The sequence below is a fragment of the Xanthomonas sp. LMG 12460 genome (assembly GCF_009192895.1).
Lineage (GTDB): Bacteria > Pseudomonadota > Gammaproteobacteria > Xanthomonadales > Xanthomonadaceae > Xanthomonas_A > Xanthomonas_A sontii.
On the sequence record NZ_NKUH01000121.1, the window covers coordinates 1 to 16,218 of the forward strand.

A 16,218-nucleotide genomic window follows, 5' to 3' on the forward strand; every position below is an offset into this window, starting at 1 on the left:
CCCATGAGAGGCTGGCGCCCTTGCCGTCCTCGGTCCAACAACCGAGAACACGCACGCGGCGACACTCCAACCGTCTCCCTGGTGAAATTAGCGCTGTGGAACCACCCGATCCCATCCCGAACTCGGAAGTGAAACGCAGCTGCGCCGATGGTAGTGTGGCTCAAGCCATGCGAGAGTAGGTCATCGCCAGGGGCTTTACCCCAAATCCCCGTCCGAAAGGACGGGGATTTTTTATTGCGCTTGCAAAAAACAACACGACGCGCCCAGGCGATGGAAGGCCGGGCGCACGCCCCGCGGCGACATGCCGCCCAGGGGCTGCGCCCCGTACCCTCACCCCAACCCCTCTCCCGGCGGGAGAGGGGCTCGGTTGTTCCTTCTCCCATCGGGACCATGGCCCCCTTTGCGGGGGAAGGTGCCCCGCAGGGGCGGATGAGGGGGCGGGCGAAGCCTCGCAATGACGGATCGGCGTGGCGCTGCGCGCCCCGTACCCTCACCCCAACCCTTCTCCCGGCGGGAGAGGGGCTCGGTTCTTCCTTCTTCCGCCGGGACCATGGCCCTCTTTGCGGAGGAAGGTGCCCCGCATGGGCTGATAAGGCCAAACCGCTGGACCACCTCCCGCGCCGCTGTGCCGCGCGATGAGATGTGCGATGGCTCGCATCGAGACCTGTCGCGTCGCGGACCCTCCGTGATGCCGTGGCTGAGCACCTGCACTCTGATGCCGTCGGAGTCGACGGAAGCTAGCGCGGTAAATCGGGCAATGTGCTGATCGCCAGGCGCCAGGGTGGCGTCCCGTGTCCGAGTTGCCGCGCCAGTTGCACGCACGCCGGATCGTAGGCCGCAGCAAGCACCAACAGCGATTCCGCCCCCTCCGCGGCATACGGCTTGCCGATCACGTGGCCCGCTTCCCCGTTGTCCGAGCGCGCCTTGTCGAACGGCACCTGGCTGCCGACGAACTCCGCGTGGCTGCGATCGCCGCGCAGATACGGCAGCAGCCAGTCGACGCTGCGCGCCAGCGATGCGCCGTTCGGCGCGCGCCAGTGGTACAGATCCTCACCGCGCTCGGAGAACAGCAGTGCCAGCGTCACCAGCGGACGCAGGTCGTAAACGTGGTAGGACAGCGCATCGCGCTCGACGAAGTCGATGCTGCGGCCGTCGGGCAACAGGTTGTCGGCGATCTGCTGGCGAAAGCCGGTGCGGGCGTAGTCCAGTAGCCGGGCGTCGTCGAGCGCGGCGCCGATCATGCCCACGGTCTTCAGCCGGTGGCTGTGCCAGTTATTGGTGGCGGTCTTGCGCTTGAGGTCGCGCGAATCGATTTCGGCATCGGCGATCTTGCGCATCCACGCGTCGATGGCTTGGCGTTGTGCGTCCGGCAGTGCCGGGCGCACGATGCGGTAAGCGAAGATCGCCGGTTCCAGCCCGGTCTCGTCGATCGGATTGCCGTTGGGCACATTGCGCGCGGCCCATTGTGCGAGCTGGTCGCCGGCGGCCAGTGCGTCGGCGCGCTCGCCGTCCAGGGCGTAGCGCAGCGCCAGCGCCTGGATGCGCGGCATGTCGCCCAGGCTGGTTTCGGTCGCCGCCTTCACTGGATCGCCGCGCAGGCGGCCGCCGGTGCTCAGATTCTCGAGCGGATGCGCGCCCTGCGTGCGTGCCATCTCGGCCAGCCGGGCCTGCGCCGCCTCGACCTGCCGCCAGGCCGGATCGGTGGCGGCTGACGCGTGCAACTGTTGCCATTGCTCCGCGGTCGGCCACAGCCGCTGCACCGCGGCGGCAGGCGTGCTGTGGGTCAGCAGGAGTCCGGCAAGCACCACGCCGAGACCGGCGTGCGATGAGCGAAGCATGGCGATCTCCGGAAGCGCTGGCGAGGGTGTCGGGCGACTGTAGGCGCGATGCGGTGAACGCCGGATGGCCCGAGTCCGGGAGCACGGTCGCCAGCATGCGCTCGCTGATGCGCGGATGGCGACGGGTCGTATCGGCGCCAGCGCGGCGTCACGCGCGCGGCTGCCAATGCCTAACAACGCGCTAACCTCCCAGCTTGCGCCGGTGAGGGCGCTTCGCGCTGCGTACCCTCACCCCAACCCCTCTCCCGACGGGAGAGGGGCTTTGGCTTCCCTTCTCCTCCCCGGACCACGGCCTGCTTTTCGGGGGAAAGGTTCCGAAGGGGACGAGCGGCCGAGCGATGTCGTGCCCAACCGGCCGCAACCACGCTCCGACTGCCCTATCGCGCCCGATCCAGCAACCACAGTTCGACGCGCTCGTTGCGCGCCTTGGCCGCGGCGTCTTCGCCGCCGATCAGCGGATGCAGTGCGCCGAGACCGCGTACCCGTTCCACGGCGACACCGCGTTGCACCAGGTAGGCGGCGACGACGTCGGCGCGGTCGTTGCTGGCGATGGTCGGGTACAGCCGGTTGGCGCTGTCCGGCGTGGCGAAGCCGATCACCGCCAGGGCGCGGCCGTGCATCGCCGGCTGTTGCATGAAGGCGACCAATCGGTCGAGATCCTGGGCGCTGCGCGCTTCGTACATGCCATTGAGCGACTGCAGGCTGAAACGCAGCGTGGTGGTCAGGCGCCGGGCGCCGGTGCTGGCCTGCGCGTAGGTAGCATCCGCGCGGGCAGCGGTGGCGCCGCTCTGCGGCGTGGCCGGATCGACGTCGATCGCCATGGAAATCGGGCCAAGCCGGCGCACCAGCTGTTGCGCCTGCGGACCGAGGGCGTACAGGGCCAGGCTGCGGCCGAGCGCCGACATCATCTGGCCGCCGTACAGGCTATAGCGCTGGACCAAGGGATAGTCCTCGCCGCGCACGGCTGCTGCCGTCGGGAGCACCGCGATACCGCCGTCGGCGATGGCTAGCGCACGTGTGCCGGCCGGCACCGGCGTGGTCAGCCCGACGATCGCCAGTGCGTCGGGATGGCCGACGACGGCGCGTGCCGCCTCGGCCAGGTCGGCATGCAGGACGTTCCCCGGCATGCGCACCGCCGGCAGCCCCAGGCGTTCGCGCAGGAAGTCGTCGAGACCGCCGGGGATAGCACTGCGGTGCAGCGCGATCGGCAGGTCCGCGCCGCCGAGTTGCGACCAGCGCGTGGTCCGGCCGCTCAGGATGTCGCGCAGCTGCACGACGCTCAGCGTGGCGATGGGGTTGTCGGCGGCGACCAGCACCCGCGCGCCATCCAGGGCGACGACGAACTGTTGGTCCGGCGAGCCCAGGTCGCCGAGCTGCCAGGCGGCCTCGCGTTCGCGCGCATCGGGCTGACGCGCCAGCATCGCCAGCTCGGCGTCGCCATGCACCAGGTCGGCGATGCCGGCGGCCGAGCCGGTGCCGGCGATCTCGACCACCAGCGGCGCATCGTCGCGCACCGCGGCGATCTCCAGCGTCGTCGCATCGACGCGACGACGTTGCAGTTGCCGGTAGCCCATGCTCTGCAGCCAGGCTTCCACCAGCGCCGGCATCAGCCGCGCGCCGAGGCTGTTGGAGCCGTGTACGCGCAAGCGCTCGGCCGGTTGCGCGGACGCGGACGGCAGCGCGCACAGCGCTGCTGCGCCGAGCAGCAGCAGGCGCAGGGTGAAACGCAACATGGGATCCCCCCTGGGATCTGGACAGGCGCGGCAGTGTTGGCGATCGGCGTGACATCGCAGTGACTGTGCGCATGGTCACGCACGCCAACGCGGCGTCGCGGCGTGTCCTGTCAGCGGTCCGCGCGCGACGCGATCGCGCGCGTCGAAAACCTCAGGCCGATGCGAGCCGGCGTGCGGCGGCCTGCGCCCAGCGTGCGGCGATCGCCGGCGAGGTGATGCACACGGCGCTGTCGGTGACCGTGGTGACCGCGCGTTCCAGCAACTGGATGTCGGCTTCGTGCTGGCGCGCGACATGCGGATCCTCGAAGAAGATCGCGCGGTGGCAGCGCCGTTCCAGCACGCGATCGGCGATCTGCGCGTCGCCGCCCATCGGGCCGCTCTGATAGCGGTGCACCCACGCCTGGCCCTGCGGCCAGCCGCGACTCCAGGCCAGTTCGTTGAGCCGCTGCCCGGTGGTGCCGGTGGCCACGCGCTCGGCGAAGCGCGACAGCAGATCGAAATGTTCGCTGGCGAAGGCCAGCATCTGCGGTTTCATCGCATCGTGCGCGATCAGGGCCAGGGTCTGCCGCTGCAGCGCGTACAGGTCGTCGGCGCCGGCGTCGGCGGCCAGCCCGGCGTGGACGCGCTCCATCTCCACCCAATCGCGGGCGCTGGCCACGGTGGAAATGAACGGCTTGCCGTGGATCACGCACTGGCGCTTGAGCGCGATCGCCTCGGGGAAGATCGAGGACGGGTCGACCGGATCGATCAGGTAGATGGCACCGTCGAGGGTCCGCTCGGCGCCTTCCAGGCCCACGACCTCGGCCACCAGCTTCATCAGTCCGCCCTCGCGGCCGAACGGGTAGCGCCTGAGGCCGGCATGGCCGGCCAGCAGGCCGGCACGAACGATCGCCTCGTGGGTACGGCCGACCGCGTGCAGGCCGAGCTGCAATTCGCGGATACCGGCTTCGCTGGCGCGCAGCCAGCGGAACAGCGCGGCATCCTTGCCCTGGTGGTGCAGTCGGTTGGCGGCCAGGCCCAGGCGCATGCGTCGATCCGTGCGGGAAAGGTGCGACAGTCTGCGCCCGATGGCGGTGTCGACTCAATCGCCGCGATCGCCGGGCCGCCGCTGCGGACCCGGCGTTGCCGCGGTCACTGCGTAACTTGCTGGGCGCGCACCGCCAGTACGTCCATCTGCGGCTTGTCGGCGCCGCTCTTGTCCGGCTGCAGGTTGAACGCGTAGTCGCTGCGCCACCACGCGCCGCCGGCCCAGGCGGTCCAGCCCAGCCAGACGTCGCCGTTGTCGTGGACGTAGCCGAGCATGGTGTCCAGCGCGGCCAGGCAGGTGGGGTCGCTGCTGCCGCCAAACTCGCCGAGGAAGCCGCGATAGCCATTGGCGCGCAGCCATTGGGTGAACCCTTGCAGGCGTTCCGCACCGATGCTGGTGCTGACGCAGGCGGCGCTGGTGCCGGAGGAGTCGGGATCCAGGTACTGATGCACTTCGAATGCCAGGTTGCCGGCGGGGTCGTGGACCGTCAGCAATCCCTGCGCGTTGGACACGCCGTACCAGGTGCTGTTCCAGCTGTGCGCGCCGCTGAAGGCGGTGCCTGGCACCAGGATCAGGTTGTCGGCGCCGGTGCCACGGATCGCATCGATCGACGCCTGCGCGATGGCCGCCCAATCGCCGGAGGCGAGGCCGTTGGGCTCGTTCATCAGCCCGAATGCCACGCTGGCATCGTTGCCGAACACCAGCGCCAGGCGCCGCCACAGATCGGCCAGCGCCGCCGCCGGCACCGCGTCGCCGCCGATGCGCACGCCGTCGTACTTGGCGTAGTTGTGCACGTCCAGAATCAGGTGCAGGTTGTAGCGCCTGGCGCGTTCGACCGCGGTGCGCAGCGCGTCGAGTTGCGCGGTGTCGAGCGGGCCGTTGGCCTGCGGCTGCAGTCGCTCCCACAGGAACGGCAGGCGCACGATGTTCATGCCCTGCGCCGCGGTGTACGCGTAGTCGGCGTCGGTGGGATACACATAGTCCTTGAACAGCACGCCGGGCTTCTTCGCCGAGTTGAACTCGGCACCGGCCAGGTTGATGCCGGCATAGCGCAGCGTCTGCTGGGCGTTTGCGAACGGCGCGCAGGCGGCCAGGAGCAGGCATAGCGCGGCGCGCTGCCGCCATTGCGGGGAGCGGAAAAAACGGGAATAGCGTGGCATGACGGATCCTTCGTGGGGAAAGAGCGGCAGGCGACGCCACGATGCGGCGTGCGCGGCCGTGCACCACGCTGCAACCGTCATGCCAGAGCGATCGAGGTCATCGGAAATATGCGACGCAATGCACGTCGCACGCCATGCGGGCACCTTCAATCACCTGCTTGCGTACAACCCGGCGGATGCACGTCGCTCTGTAGGAGAGGCTTAAACCCGCAACGGCGCGTGCCCAGGCAAAAGTCCGCTGCCGCTGAGCCGGTGAAAGGGCACGCGCCGTCCCTCGCAGACATGTCCCGACGTGACTTGGAGGTGCCTAGTTGTCGACGTGCGCCACGGCGTTGTCACGCATGCGCCGCGCTCAGCGCGTGATGCGCTGCGCCCAGGGCGCGAGGATCGCCATCTGCGGACGGTCGTGGCCGTCGGCGTCGGGTTGCACGTTGAACGGATAGTCGGCGCGCCACCAGGCGCCGCCGGCCCAGTAGCTCCAGCCCAGCCACAGCGTCGGGTGCTGCGCGATGTCGGCCAGCATGCCGTCCAGCGCGCGCCGGCAGGTCGGATTGTCGGCGGCGGCGAATTCGCCGAGGAAGCCGAGATGGCCGGTCTGCTGCAGCCAATCGGTGAAGGCGCGCAGGCGTTGGACGCCGATGTCGTCGCTCACGCAGACCGGGCTGGTGCCGCTGGAATCGGCGTCCAGGTACTGGTGCACTTCGATCGCCACGCGCTGCAGCGGGTCGTGCAGCGTGGCCAGCGCGCTGGCGTTCGAGGTGCCGTCCACTGGCGTGTATCAGCTATGCGCGCCGGTCCACAGCGCGCCCGGTACCAGGACCAGGTTGCTGGCGCCGGTGGCGCGGATCGCATCGACCGCGGCCTGCGCGGCGGCGGCCCACGCGGCCGGGCTGATGCCGTGCGGCTCGTTCATCAGCCCGAATACCACCGCATTGTCGCTGCCGTAGGCGCGCGCCAGACGCTGCCACAGGTCGACGAAGGCGGCGACCGGCAGGCCGCTGCTGCCGATGAGGCGGCCGTCGCGGCGCGCGTAGTTGTGGATGTCCAAGATCACGTACATGCCCTGCGCCTTGGCCTGCTGCACGGCGTCGTCGATCAGCGCCAGTTGTGCGGCGTCGAGCGGGCCGCGCGGTTGCGGCTGCAGGCGTTCCCAGCGCACCGGCAGGCGCAGCAGGTTCATGCCCTTGCCGGCGAAGTAGGTGTAGTCGCTGCTGCGCGGATAGGTGTAGTCGACTCCGACGATGCCGGGAATCTTCGACGGCGCGATCTCGGCACCGGACAGGTTGACGCCGGCGAAGCGCAGCGACTGCTGCGCCTGCAGCGACGACAGTGGAACGGATAGGCACAGCAGCAGCGCGGCACGCCAGGCGTGCCGCGACCGCCGCCGCAAGGTGCGCGCGATCATGGTGAGTCTCCTTCGGCATCAGAGGGCGAACCCGGCCGAGGAGATGCCAGGCCGGGCTGATGACTACGGTGTGCGGACACCGTAGTGCATTGCCGAGGACGAGGCGATGCGCCGCGTGCGCGCATGCATGGATCTGTGCGGCGATTGGCAGCGCGAACCGGTACTGGATCGCGCTGCATGCGCTATGCCAGGCGTGCGCGTCGCACACGTTGCATGGCGTGTTGCCGCGTTGCCGACAGGCGGCGCCGGCAGCGACGGCTCACTTCTTGCCGGTGATCTCGCGCGCGTACTTGGACAGGATCTCCATCTGCGGCTTCTCGCTGCCGTCCTTGCCGGGCTGCACGTTGAACGGATAGTCGGGCTTCCACCACGCACCTGCGGCCCACCAGGTCCAACCGAGAATCACGTCGTCGTTCTTCTGCATGTAGCTGAGCATGTTCTCCAGCGCCTGATTGCAGGTGGGCGTATTCGCGGTGGCGAACTCGCCGATGAAGCCGACCTTCTTGTTCTCGCGCAACCAGCTGACGAACCCGGCCAGCTTCTCGGCGCCGGCGGTGGCGCTGACGCACTCGCCCTTGGTGCCGCTGTTGTCGCGGTCCAGGTACTGGTGCGCTTCGAACGCCATGCGGTTGCGCGGATCCTTCAGCGGCTGCAGGGCAACCGCGTTCGGCGTGCCGTAGGCCGTGCTGCGCCAGCTGTGCGCGCCGGTGTAGGCGGTGCCCGGCACCAGGATCAGGTTGTTGGCGCCGGCCTTGCGGATGGCATCGATCGCCGCCTGCGCCGCGCTGGCCCAGTCGGTCGAGGAGACTGCGTTGGGCTCGTTCATCAGCCCGAAGATGACGTGGTCGTCGCTCTTGAACTCCTTGGCCAGGCGCCGCCACAGGTCGGCGAACACCTCGTCCGGGGCGCCCTCGCTGCCGACCAGCGCGCCGTTGTACTTGGCGTAGTTGTGCGGGTCCAGGATCAGGTACAGGTGGTTGGCCTTGGCCTGCTCCACCGCCTTCTTCAACAGCGCCAGTTGCGCCGGGTCGAACTCGCCCTTGGCGGTGGGCTGCAGGCGCTCCCACAGGAACGGCAGGCGGATGGTGTTCATGCCCTTGCTGGCGAAGTAGCTGTAGTCGCCGGCGGTCGGGTAGGTGTAGTCCTTGTACAGCACACCGGGCTTCTTGCCGGAGTTGAACTCGGCGCCGGACAGGTTGACGCCGGCGTACTTGAGCACGCTGCGGCCTTCGGCGGCGGCGTTGCAGGCGACGGTGGCGAGCAGCAGTGCCAGCGGCAGGGAACGCCAGCGCGGGGAACACGACGAGGAAAGCGGCATGGGGGAGCTTCCTGGAGTGAGGGGAGGCGCCGTCCGCGTCGGGGGAGCGCAGAGCGGCAGGCGCAAGCGTGCAAGGATCGCCCCCGTGATCGCCAGCCTGCACGCACTCGTGTTAGCCCGGCATTCACCTGGCGCGGACACGCTGCGCGCGGACGTCGGCGGCGTCACATCAGGTGCGTGGTGCAGCCGTCGGCAGCGGCGTGATCGAGGTCGCGGCCATGCTTCCATCGCCGGCGCGCCAGGTTGGGTGCGCAGCGAAGGACGAGCGGTGGAGAAGGTGTTCGCTAGAGGCCGGTGACGCTACCTGCGCCGCGGCGGTGGTGGCGTTGAAGGCGATCGCTGCCGGCGGCGGTGGTACCGAGGCGGTAGCGTTCGACGAGGTCCATGCCGAGGCCAGCGCTGGCGCTGGCGACGTGGCTGGAGGCCGGCCGCTCGAGGCGTCCTCGCCTCTCGGCGAATGCAGGGCGCAGCGATTCGGCGATGCGGTCGGAGGCCACATCGCCCAGTCGAGCAAGTTGTGCCGCCGCCGTCGCCGCCGAACTAACCGAACGCTGCAGCAGCCTCGCAGCGTCGCTCAGGCCGCAGCCTGGGTCGTCACCGGCAGGCGGTTGCCGATCCATTCGGCGATGCTGGCTGCCGCGTCGCGGCCTTCGGCCACCGCAGTCACCACCAGGTCGGCGCCGCGCACGGCGTCGCCGCCGGCGAACAGTTTCGGGTTGGTGGTCTGGTACGGCAGGCGGCCGCTGCCGTCGGGCTCGCTGCCGCCGGCGAGGATGCGGCCGTTGGCGGTACCTTCCACGCCTTGCGCCGCCAGCCAGTCCGGCACGCTCGGCGAGAAGCCGAAGGCGATGATGACCACGTCCGCGTCCAGCAGCGATTCACTGCCTTCCACCGGCACCGCGGCCTGGCGCCCGCGCGCATCCGGCTCGCCGAGCCGGGTCTGCACCACGCGCACGCCGGCCAGGTTGCCGGCGGCATCGGCTTCCACCGCCAGCGGCTGGCGGTTGAACAGGAAACGCACACCTTCCTCGCGCGCATTGGCCACCTCGCGCGCCGAGCCGGGCATGTTGGCCTCGTCGCGGCGGTAGGCGCAGGTGACCTTGGCCGCGCCCAGGCGGATCGCGCTGCGCACGCAGTCCATGCCGGTATCGCCGCCGCCGAGCACGACCACGCGCTTGCCGCTCAGGTCGGGCAGCGCGATCTTGTCTTCCCAGCCGGCGATCGGCCGGCCCCAGGGATCGTTGCCGCCGACGATGCGGCTGTTCTGCACCAGGAACGGCAGCGCCGGCAGCACGCCGGGCAGGTCCTGGCCGGGCAGGCCGCCGTCGGTGTAGCGGTAGGCGCCGGTGCCCAGGAACACCGCGTCGTACTCCTCGAGCAACTGCTCCAGGCTCACGTCGCGGCCGATCTCCACGCCCAGGCGGAACTGCACGCCCATGCCTTCGAGCACTTCGCGGCGCTTGCCGATCACGCTCTTGTCCAGCTTGAAGCTAGGGATGCCGAACTGCAGCAGCCCGCCGATCTGCTCGTAGCGGTCGTACACCACCGCCTGGATGCCGGCGCGGGCCAGGCGGTCGGCGCAGCTGAGCCCGGCCGGGCCGGCGCCGATCACCGCCACGCGCTTGCCGGTGGGTTCGACCTGGCTCAGGTCCGGGCGCCAACCGTTGTTGAGCGCGGTATCGACGATGTACTTCTCCACCGCGCCGATGGTGACCGCGCCGAATTCCTCCAGCGTGCAACTGCCTTCGCACAGGCGGTCCTGCGGGCACACCCGGCCGCACACCTCCGGCAGCGGATTGGTGCTGTGGCACAGCGCCGCGGCCTCTTCGATGCGGTTCTCCTGCACCAGCTGCAGCCACTGCGGGATGGCGTTGTGCACCGGGCACTTCCAGCTGCAGTACGGGTTGCCGCAATCCAGGCAGCGCCCGGCCTGGTACTGCGCGTCGGCCTTGTCGAACTTGCCGTACAGCTCGTTCCAGTCGCCGGAGGTGCGCAGTTCCACCGGAATGCGTTGCGGCATCTGCCGGGGCAGGTCGAGGAACTGGAAGGCGTGCTTGCGGCTCATGGTGTGGGGAACCGGGAATGGGGAATGGGGAATGGCAAAAGCGAATCTGCGCGCGCGATCGGAAACTGGGGGAGCCGGGCTTTTACCATTCCCGATTCTCCATTCCCGATTCCCGGCGCGCCGCCTTCAAGCGGCGCGCCTCAGCGACTCGGTCAACGACTCGATGCTCGCCGCCTTCGGTTTGACCAGCCAGAACTTGCCGACGTAGTCGCGGAACTCGTCGAGGATCTGCTGCGCCCAGATGCTGCCGGTCAGTTCGCGGTGGCGGCTGATCAGCTTGTGCAGGTGCTGGCGATGGCTCTCGAAGCCTTCGGCGGAGATGCGGTGGATGTCGATCAGTTCGTGGTTGTAGCGGTCGACGAAGTCGCGGTCCACGTCGAGCACGTAGGCCAGGCCGCCGGTGAAGCCGGCGCCGAAGTTCAGGCCAACCTTGCCCAGCACCAGCACGATGCCGTCGGTCATGTACTCGCAGCAGTGGTCGCCGGCGCCCTCGATCACCGCCAGCGCGCCGGAGTTGCGCACCGCGAAGCGTTCGCCGGCACGGCCGGCGGCGTACAGCTCGCCACCGGTGGCGCCGTACAGGCAGGTGTTGCCGATGATCGCGGTGCTGCGTGCCTCGAAGCGCGCGCCGCGCGGCGGACGCACCACCAGGCGGCCGCCGGCCATGCCCTTGCCGACGTAGTCGTTCGCCTCGCCTTCCAGCTCCAGGTGCAGGCCGCCGGCGTTGAACGCGCCGAAGCTCTGCCCGGCCGAGCCGCGGAAGCGCAGGGTCAGCGGTGCATCGTCCATGCCGTGGTTGCCGTGGACGCGGGCGATGGCGCCGGACAGGCGCGCGCCGATCGAACGGTCGGTGTTGTGGATCAGGAAGCGATGGTCGCCGCCGCGCTTGTGCGCAATGGCGTCGGCGAGCAGGCCGTCCATCTGCGTGGCCAGGCTGTCCGGCGATTCGTACAGGCGCTGCGCGGCGCAGTGGCCGCCGTCATGACGCACGTCCTTGAGCAGCCGCGACAGGTCCACGCGCACGCCTTCGCGCGGCGAGATGTCCAGTTGCTGCAGCAGTTCGGTGCGGCCGACGATCTCGTCCAGCGAGCGCACGCCCAGGTACGACAGCCATTGCCGCACTTCCTCGGCCAGCAGCCGGAAGAAGTTCTCCACGCGCTCGGGCAGGCCGACGAAGTGGTTGGCGCGCAGGCGCTCGTCCTGGGTGGCCACGCCGGTGGCGCAGTTGTTGAGGTGGCAGATGCGCAGGTACTTGCAGCCGAGCACGATCATCGGCCCGGTGCCGAAGCCGAAGCTGTCCGCACCCAGGATCGCCGCCTTGACCACGTCCAGGCCGGTCTTCAGGCCGCCGTCGGTCTGCAGGATGGTGCGCGCGCGCAGGTCGTTGGCGACCAGCGCCTGATGCGACTCGGCCACGCCCAGTTCCCACGGCACGCCGGCGTAGCGGATCGAGCTGACCGGGCTGGCGCCGGTGCCGCCGTCGTGGCCGGACACGGTGATCAGGTCGGCGCCGGCCTTGACCACGCCGGCGGCGATGGTGCCCACGCCGGCATGGCTGACCAGCTTCACCGACACCAGCGCGCTGGGATTGACCTGCTTGAGGTCGTAGATCAGCTGCGCCAGGTCTTCGATCGAGTAGATGTCGTGGTGCGGCGGCGGCGAGATCAGGCCGATGCCCGGCTTGGCGTAACGCAGCCGCGCGATCAGTTCGTTGACCTTGTGCCCGGGCAGCTGGCCGCCTTCGCCGGGCTTGGCGCCCTGCGCGACCTTGATCTGCAGCACCTCGGCGTTGACCAGGTATTCGGGGGTGACGCCGAAGCGGCCGGAGGCCACCTGCTTGATCTTGGAGCGCTTCTCGGTGCCGTAGCGCGCCGGGTCTTCGCCGCCTTCGCCGGAATTGCTGCGCCCGCCGAGGCGGTTCATCGCGATCGCCAGCGCCTCGTGCGCCTCCGGCGACAACGCGCCGAGGCTGATCGCGGCGGTGTCGAAGCGGCGCAGCAGGTCTTCGGCCGGCGCCACCTCGTCCAACGGCGTCGGCGTCTCAGCGCGCTTGAGCTGCAGCAGGTCGCGCAGGGCCGAGGCCGGGCGCCCGTGCACCGCGGCGGCGTAGGCGTCCCAGTCGGACTGCAGGCCGCTGCGGGTGGCGCGCTGCAGGGTCAGCACCACGTCCGGGTTGTACATGTGGTACTCGCCGCCGTGCACGTACTTGAGCAGGCCGCCCACTTCCGGCTTGAGCAGGTCGTTCCAGGCGCGCGCGGCCAGCTGCCGCGCCTCGGTGTCCAGCCGCGCCAGGCCGACGCCGCCGATGCGCGCGGCGGTGTCCGGGAAGCACAGCGCCACCACGTCCGGATCCAGCCCGACGATCTCGAACAGCTGCGCGCCGCGGTAGCTGGCGATGGTGCAGATGCCCATCTTGGAGATGATCTTGGACAGGCCCTTGTAGATGCCCTTGCGGTACTTGCGGCCGATCTGGGTCTGTTCGCCGCCGCTCTTGAGCAGCAGGATGCCGCGTCGGCCCAGGTCGAACAGGGTCTGGTAGGCCAGGTACGGATACACCGCGGTGGCGCCGAAGCCGAGCAGGCAGGCCATGTGGTGCGGATCGCGCGCGGTGCCGGTCTCGATGATCAGGTTGACGTCGCAGCGCAGGCCCACCCGCGAGAGGTGGTGGTGCACCGCGCCGGTGGCCAGCAGCGCATGCGCCATCGGCCGCTCCGGCACCGGGTAGCGGTCGGTCAGCAGCAGCATGACCTTGCCGTCGCGCGCGGCCTGTTCGGCCTCGGCGCAGATGCGCTTGAGCCCGGCCTCCAGGCCTTCCTCGACGCTGTAGGACAGGTCGATCTGCGCGTTGCGGGTCAGGTACTGCGGCATCTTCAGCAACTGCCGCAGCTTGCGCTGGCTGAGCACCGGCGAGTTGAGGATGACGTGGTTCACCGTCTCCGGGCCGGCATGGAAGATGTTGGTCTCCTTGCCGAGCTGGGTGGTCAGCGACATCACGCAGTCTTCCCGCAGCGGGTCGATCGGCGGGTTGGTGACCTGGGCGAAGGCCTGGCGGAAGTAGTCGTACAGCGGCCGCGTGTGGCGGCTGAGCACCGCCATCGGCGTGTCGTCGCCCATCGAGCCGGTGGCTTCCTGCTCGGTCTCGGCCAGCGGCCGCAGCACCTGCTCCACTTCCTCGGTGCTGAGCTGGAACAGCTTGTGGTAGCTGCGCAGGGTGCGCTCGTCGAACGGCTCCTCGACCAGCGAGGGATCGATCAGTTCGGTCTGCAGGTAGGTCACGCCCTGCTGCAGCCATTGCTTGTACGGGGCACGGCCGCGGTTGATGCGGTCGATGGCGTCCGAATCGAGCAGGTCGCCGCGCTTGAGGTCGATGGCCATCATCTCGCCGGGGCCGAGCTTGCCCTTGCGGGTGACGCGCTCGGCCGGCAGTTCCCACACGCCGGCTTCGGAGGCGACCAGGAAGTGCCGATCGGAGGTCAGCATCCAGCGCGCCGGGCGCAGGCCGTTGCGGTCGAGCATGCATGCGGCGTAGCGGCCGTCGCAGGCGACGATGCCGGCCGGGCCGTCCCACGGCTCGGTGTTGAGGCCGTAGAACTCGTAGAACGCGGCCAGGTCGGCGTCCTTGAACTCCAGCGACTGCGTGGCCGGCGGCACCAGGATGCGCAGCGCCTGCAGCAGGTCCATGCCGCCGGCGACCAGCAGCTCGAGCATGTTGTCCAGGCTCTGCGAATCGGAGCCATGCATCGAGATCACCGGGTCCAGCTCGGCGATGTCGAAACGCGGGGTCTTCCACACCTTGCTGCGCGCCTGCGCCCAGTGCCGGTTGCCCTCGATGGTGTTGATCTCGCCGTTGTGCGCGAGCAGGCGGAACGGGTGCGCCAGCGGCCAGCGCGGCAGCGTGTTGGTGGAGAAGCGCTGGTGGAACACGATGGCGCTGGAGGCCAGGTCGTTGCGCTGCAGGTCCGGGTAGAAGGTGCTGAGCTTGTCCGGCAGCACCATGCCCTTGTAGCTGATGCCGTTGGGCGAGAGCGTGGTGACGTAGAAATCGGCGACCTCGCGCAGGCGCTGCTCGGCGCGGCGGCGGGCCAGGAACAGGGCCAGGGCGAACGCGTCTTCACTCTGCTCGGCGCCGGCGTCGACGAACACCTGCTCGATGCGCGGCAGGGTGTCCTTGGCCAGTTGCCCGCACACCGCATCGTCGGTGGGGGTGAGGCGCCAGCCGCATGGCTGCACGTCGACGCGGCGCAGTTCTTCTTCCAGCACCTGGCGGCAGCGCGCGGCGGCATCGGCATCGTCGCGCGGCAGGAACACGTTGCCGGCAGCGAAGCGCGCGCCGACCGCGATGCCGGCTTCGCGCGCCAGCGCGCGCAGGAACGGCTCGGGTTTGCGGATCAGCAGGCCGCAGCCGTCGCCGGTGAGGCCGTCGGCGGCGACGCCGCCGCGATGGGTCATGCGCGACAGGGCGGCGATGGCGGTATCCACCAGTGCCCGCGAAGGTTGGTCGTCGAGTTGCGCGACCATGCCGAAACCACAGGCATCGCGCTCGTCTTGGGGGTCGTAGAGCCCGTGGCGGTTGCGGGGGGCCATGTCTGCCTCTGAAAGCGATCCGAAGGAACGCGGCGACACTCGCCCCCGCTCTGTCCTGGAGCGCTTCTTGAGGTCACCGGAATCCCGACTAAAACATAGTTGGTGCGGTGCCGCAATACACCGTTACACCTGCAACTTCAGCGCTGGCGGCGGCGCTGTCGCCGCCGCCGCGCCGGGCGTCCTGGCGGCGCCCCCGGGCCTGTCCTTGTGCGTGCCCGGGACTGTGTCATTGCCCGTCATGGACAGACGTCCACTCCCTCGCACTTCCTTGCCCCGGGCGCGCGCAAGGGTGGCGCGACCTGCCCGGGAATGAGGACAGGCCCTAGCCGCAGCGCACGCCGGTGATCTGGTTCTTCTCGTCGACCTCGATGTTGAGCCGTTCGCCGTTGAACTCCATGGTCACTGCCTGGTTCGGCTTGAGCACGCGCGCGGTCTTGGCGCCGGTGTCGCTGCGCGCCTGGTCAAGCAGCGCCGGCGCGAAGGTCTGGCCGACCAGGCCCTGCGCCTGCGAGGCATCGCAGGTGCCCACCGGCGGGGCGTCCGGTGCGTTGGCCGGGTCCGGCGCGGCGGCCTGCTGCGCGGCGGCCTGGGCCTTGGCGCTCACCTGTTCCTGCTCGTCCGGCGGCGGCGCGCCGCAGGCGGCCAGGGCCAGCGCCAGGCAGGCCGTGCCGAGCAGGCCGGCACGCGTGGACGCACGGGAGGAAAGGAGGTTGCTCATCGGGGCTCCTATGGCTGGAGGGAAGAGGGGTGAAGCATAGAGCGTGTGATGCGCTTTGCGTCGCCGTCGTCTCGCCGGGCGACGGCAGGCGCCGGCGCAGCGCAGGTTCCGGTGGCGACAGGATCGGACACCGCGCGTTCGCCAGGCGTTAACCGGCACGCCGACACGCCTTGTGGGAATGGCTTGAGCTGCGACGCGTGATGTCCAAGGCGCGCCGACAGCGTCGGGCGTCGGGACTGAAGTCCCTCCCACAAGGACCGCAGTACTTCCGCAGCGGTGGACCGATATGCCGCAGGCGGCAATCGCTCACGCGGCCTAGCCGCGGCGCTGCCGACAATCGATGCTCGTGGAATCGGCGGCGCGGGCCGCG

The 16,218-nt window shown here is 69.7% G+C and carries 9 protein-coding genes, 1 rRNA gene and 1 pseudogene; 1 reads left to right on the forward strand and 10 read right to left on the reverse strand.

Annotation, left to right across the window (positions count from 1 at the left end):
• Positions 1-77: 77 nt before the first annotated feature.
• Positions 78-192 (forward strand): 5S ribosomal RNA (gene rrf, locus CEK66_RS19210).
• 545 nt (positions 193-737) lie between these two features.
• On the opposite strand, the gene CEK66_RS19215 is transcribed toward rrf, so the two are convergent.
• The 10 genes and pseudogenes from CEK66_RS19215 to CEK66_RS19260 all read right to left on the reverse strand — a co-directional run bounded on the left by CEK66_RS19215 (position 738) and on the right by CEK66_RS19260 (position 15,848).
• Entirely contained in the window at positions 738-1,838 is a 1,101-nt protein-coding gene (locus CEK66_RS19215; RefSeq protein ID WP_152237966.1) for an alginate lyase family protein, read from the reverse strand.
• Between the two features lie 377 nt (positions 1,839-2,215).
• Entirely contained in the window at positions 2,216-3,571 is a 1,356-nt protein-coding gene (locus tag CEK66_RS19220; protein WP_152237967.1) for a substrate-binding domain-containing protein, read from the reverse strand.
• 151 nt (positions 3,572-3,722) lie between these two features.
• The gene (locus CEK66_RS19225; protein ID WP_152237968.1) at positions 3,723-4,598 is read right to left on the reverse strand and encodes a methylglyoxal synthase; all 876 of its coding nucleotides are present in this window, start codon (positions 4,596-4,598) and stop codon (positions 3,723-3,725) included.
• 104 nt (positions 4,599-4,702) lie between these two features.
• Complete coding sequence (locus CEK66_RS19230; RefSeq protein WP_152237969.1) at positions 4,703-5,758, reverse strand: glycoside hydrolase family 5 protein; 1,056 nt, start codon at positions 5,756-5,758, stop codon at positions 4,703-4,705.
• 352 nt (positions 5,759-6,110) lie between these two features.
• Positions 6,111-7,163 (reverse strand): annotated as a pseudogene (locus CEK66_RS19235) (glycoside hydrolase family 5 protein).
• Between the two features lie 259 nt (positions 7,164-7,422).
• A complete protein-coding gene (locus tag CEK66_RS19240) occupies positions 7,423-8,481 on the reverse strand; it encodes a glycoside hydrolase family 5 protein (protein WP_152237970.1) in 1,059 nt (352 codons plus the stop codon).
• A 284-nt stretch (positions 8,482-8,765) separates the two neighbouring features.
• Positions 8,766-9,101 (reverse strand): hypothetical protein, encoded by a 336-nt coding sequence (locus CEK66_RS19245; RefSeq protein WP_152237971.1) that lies wholly within the window; start codon positions 9,099-9,101, stop codon positions 8,766-8,768.
• Positions 9,056-10,546, reverse strand: a complete 1,491-nt coding sequence (locus CEK66_RS19250) for an FAD-dependent oxidoreductase (protein WP_017914802.1) — start codon at positions 10,544-10,546, stop codon at positions 9,056-9,058. Before CEK66_RS19250 ends, CEK66_RS19245 begins: the two co-directional genes overlap by 46 nt.
• Positions 10,547-10,672: 126 nt before the next feature.
• Positions 10,673-15,130, reverse strand: a complete 4,458-nt coding sequence (gene gltB, locus CEK66_RS19255) for a glutamate synthase large subunit (protein ID WP_152237972.1) — start codon at positions 15,128-15,130, stop codon at positions 10,673-10,675.
• 322 nt (positions 15,131-15,452) lie between these two features.
• On the reverse strand, positions 15,453-15,848 hold the full coding sequence (locus CEK66_RS19260) for an I78 family peptidase inhibitor (protein ID WP_148829055.1): 396 nt from the start codon (positions 15,846-15,848) through the stop codon (positions 15,453-15,455).
• Positions 15,849-16,218: the final 370 nt, after the last annotated feature.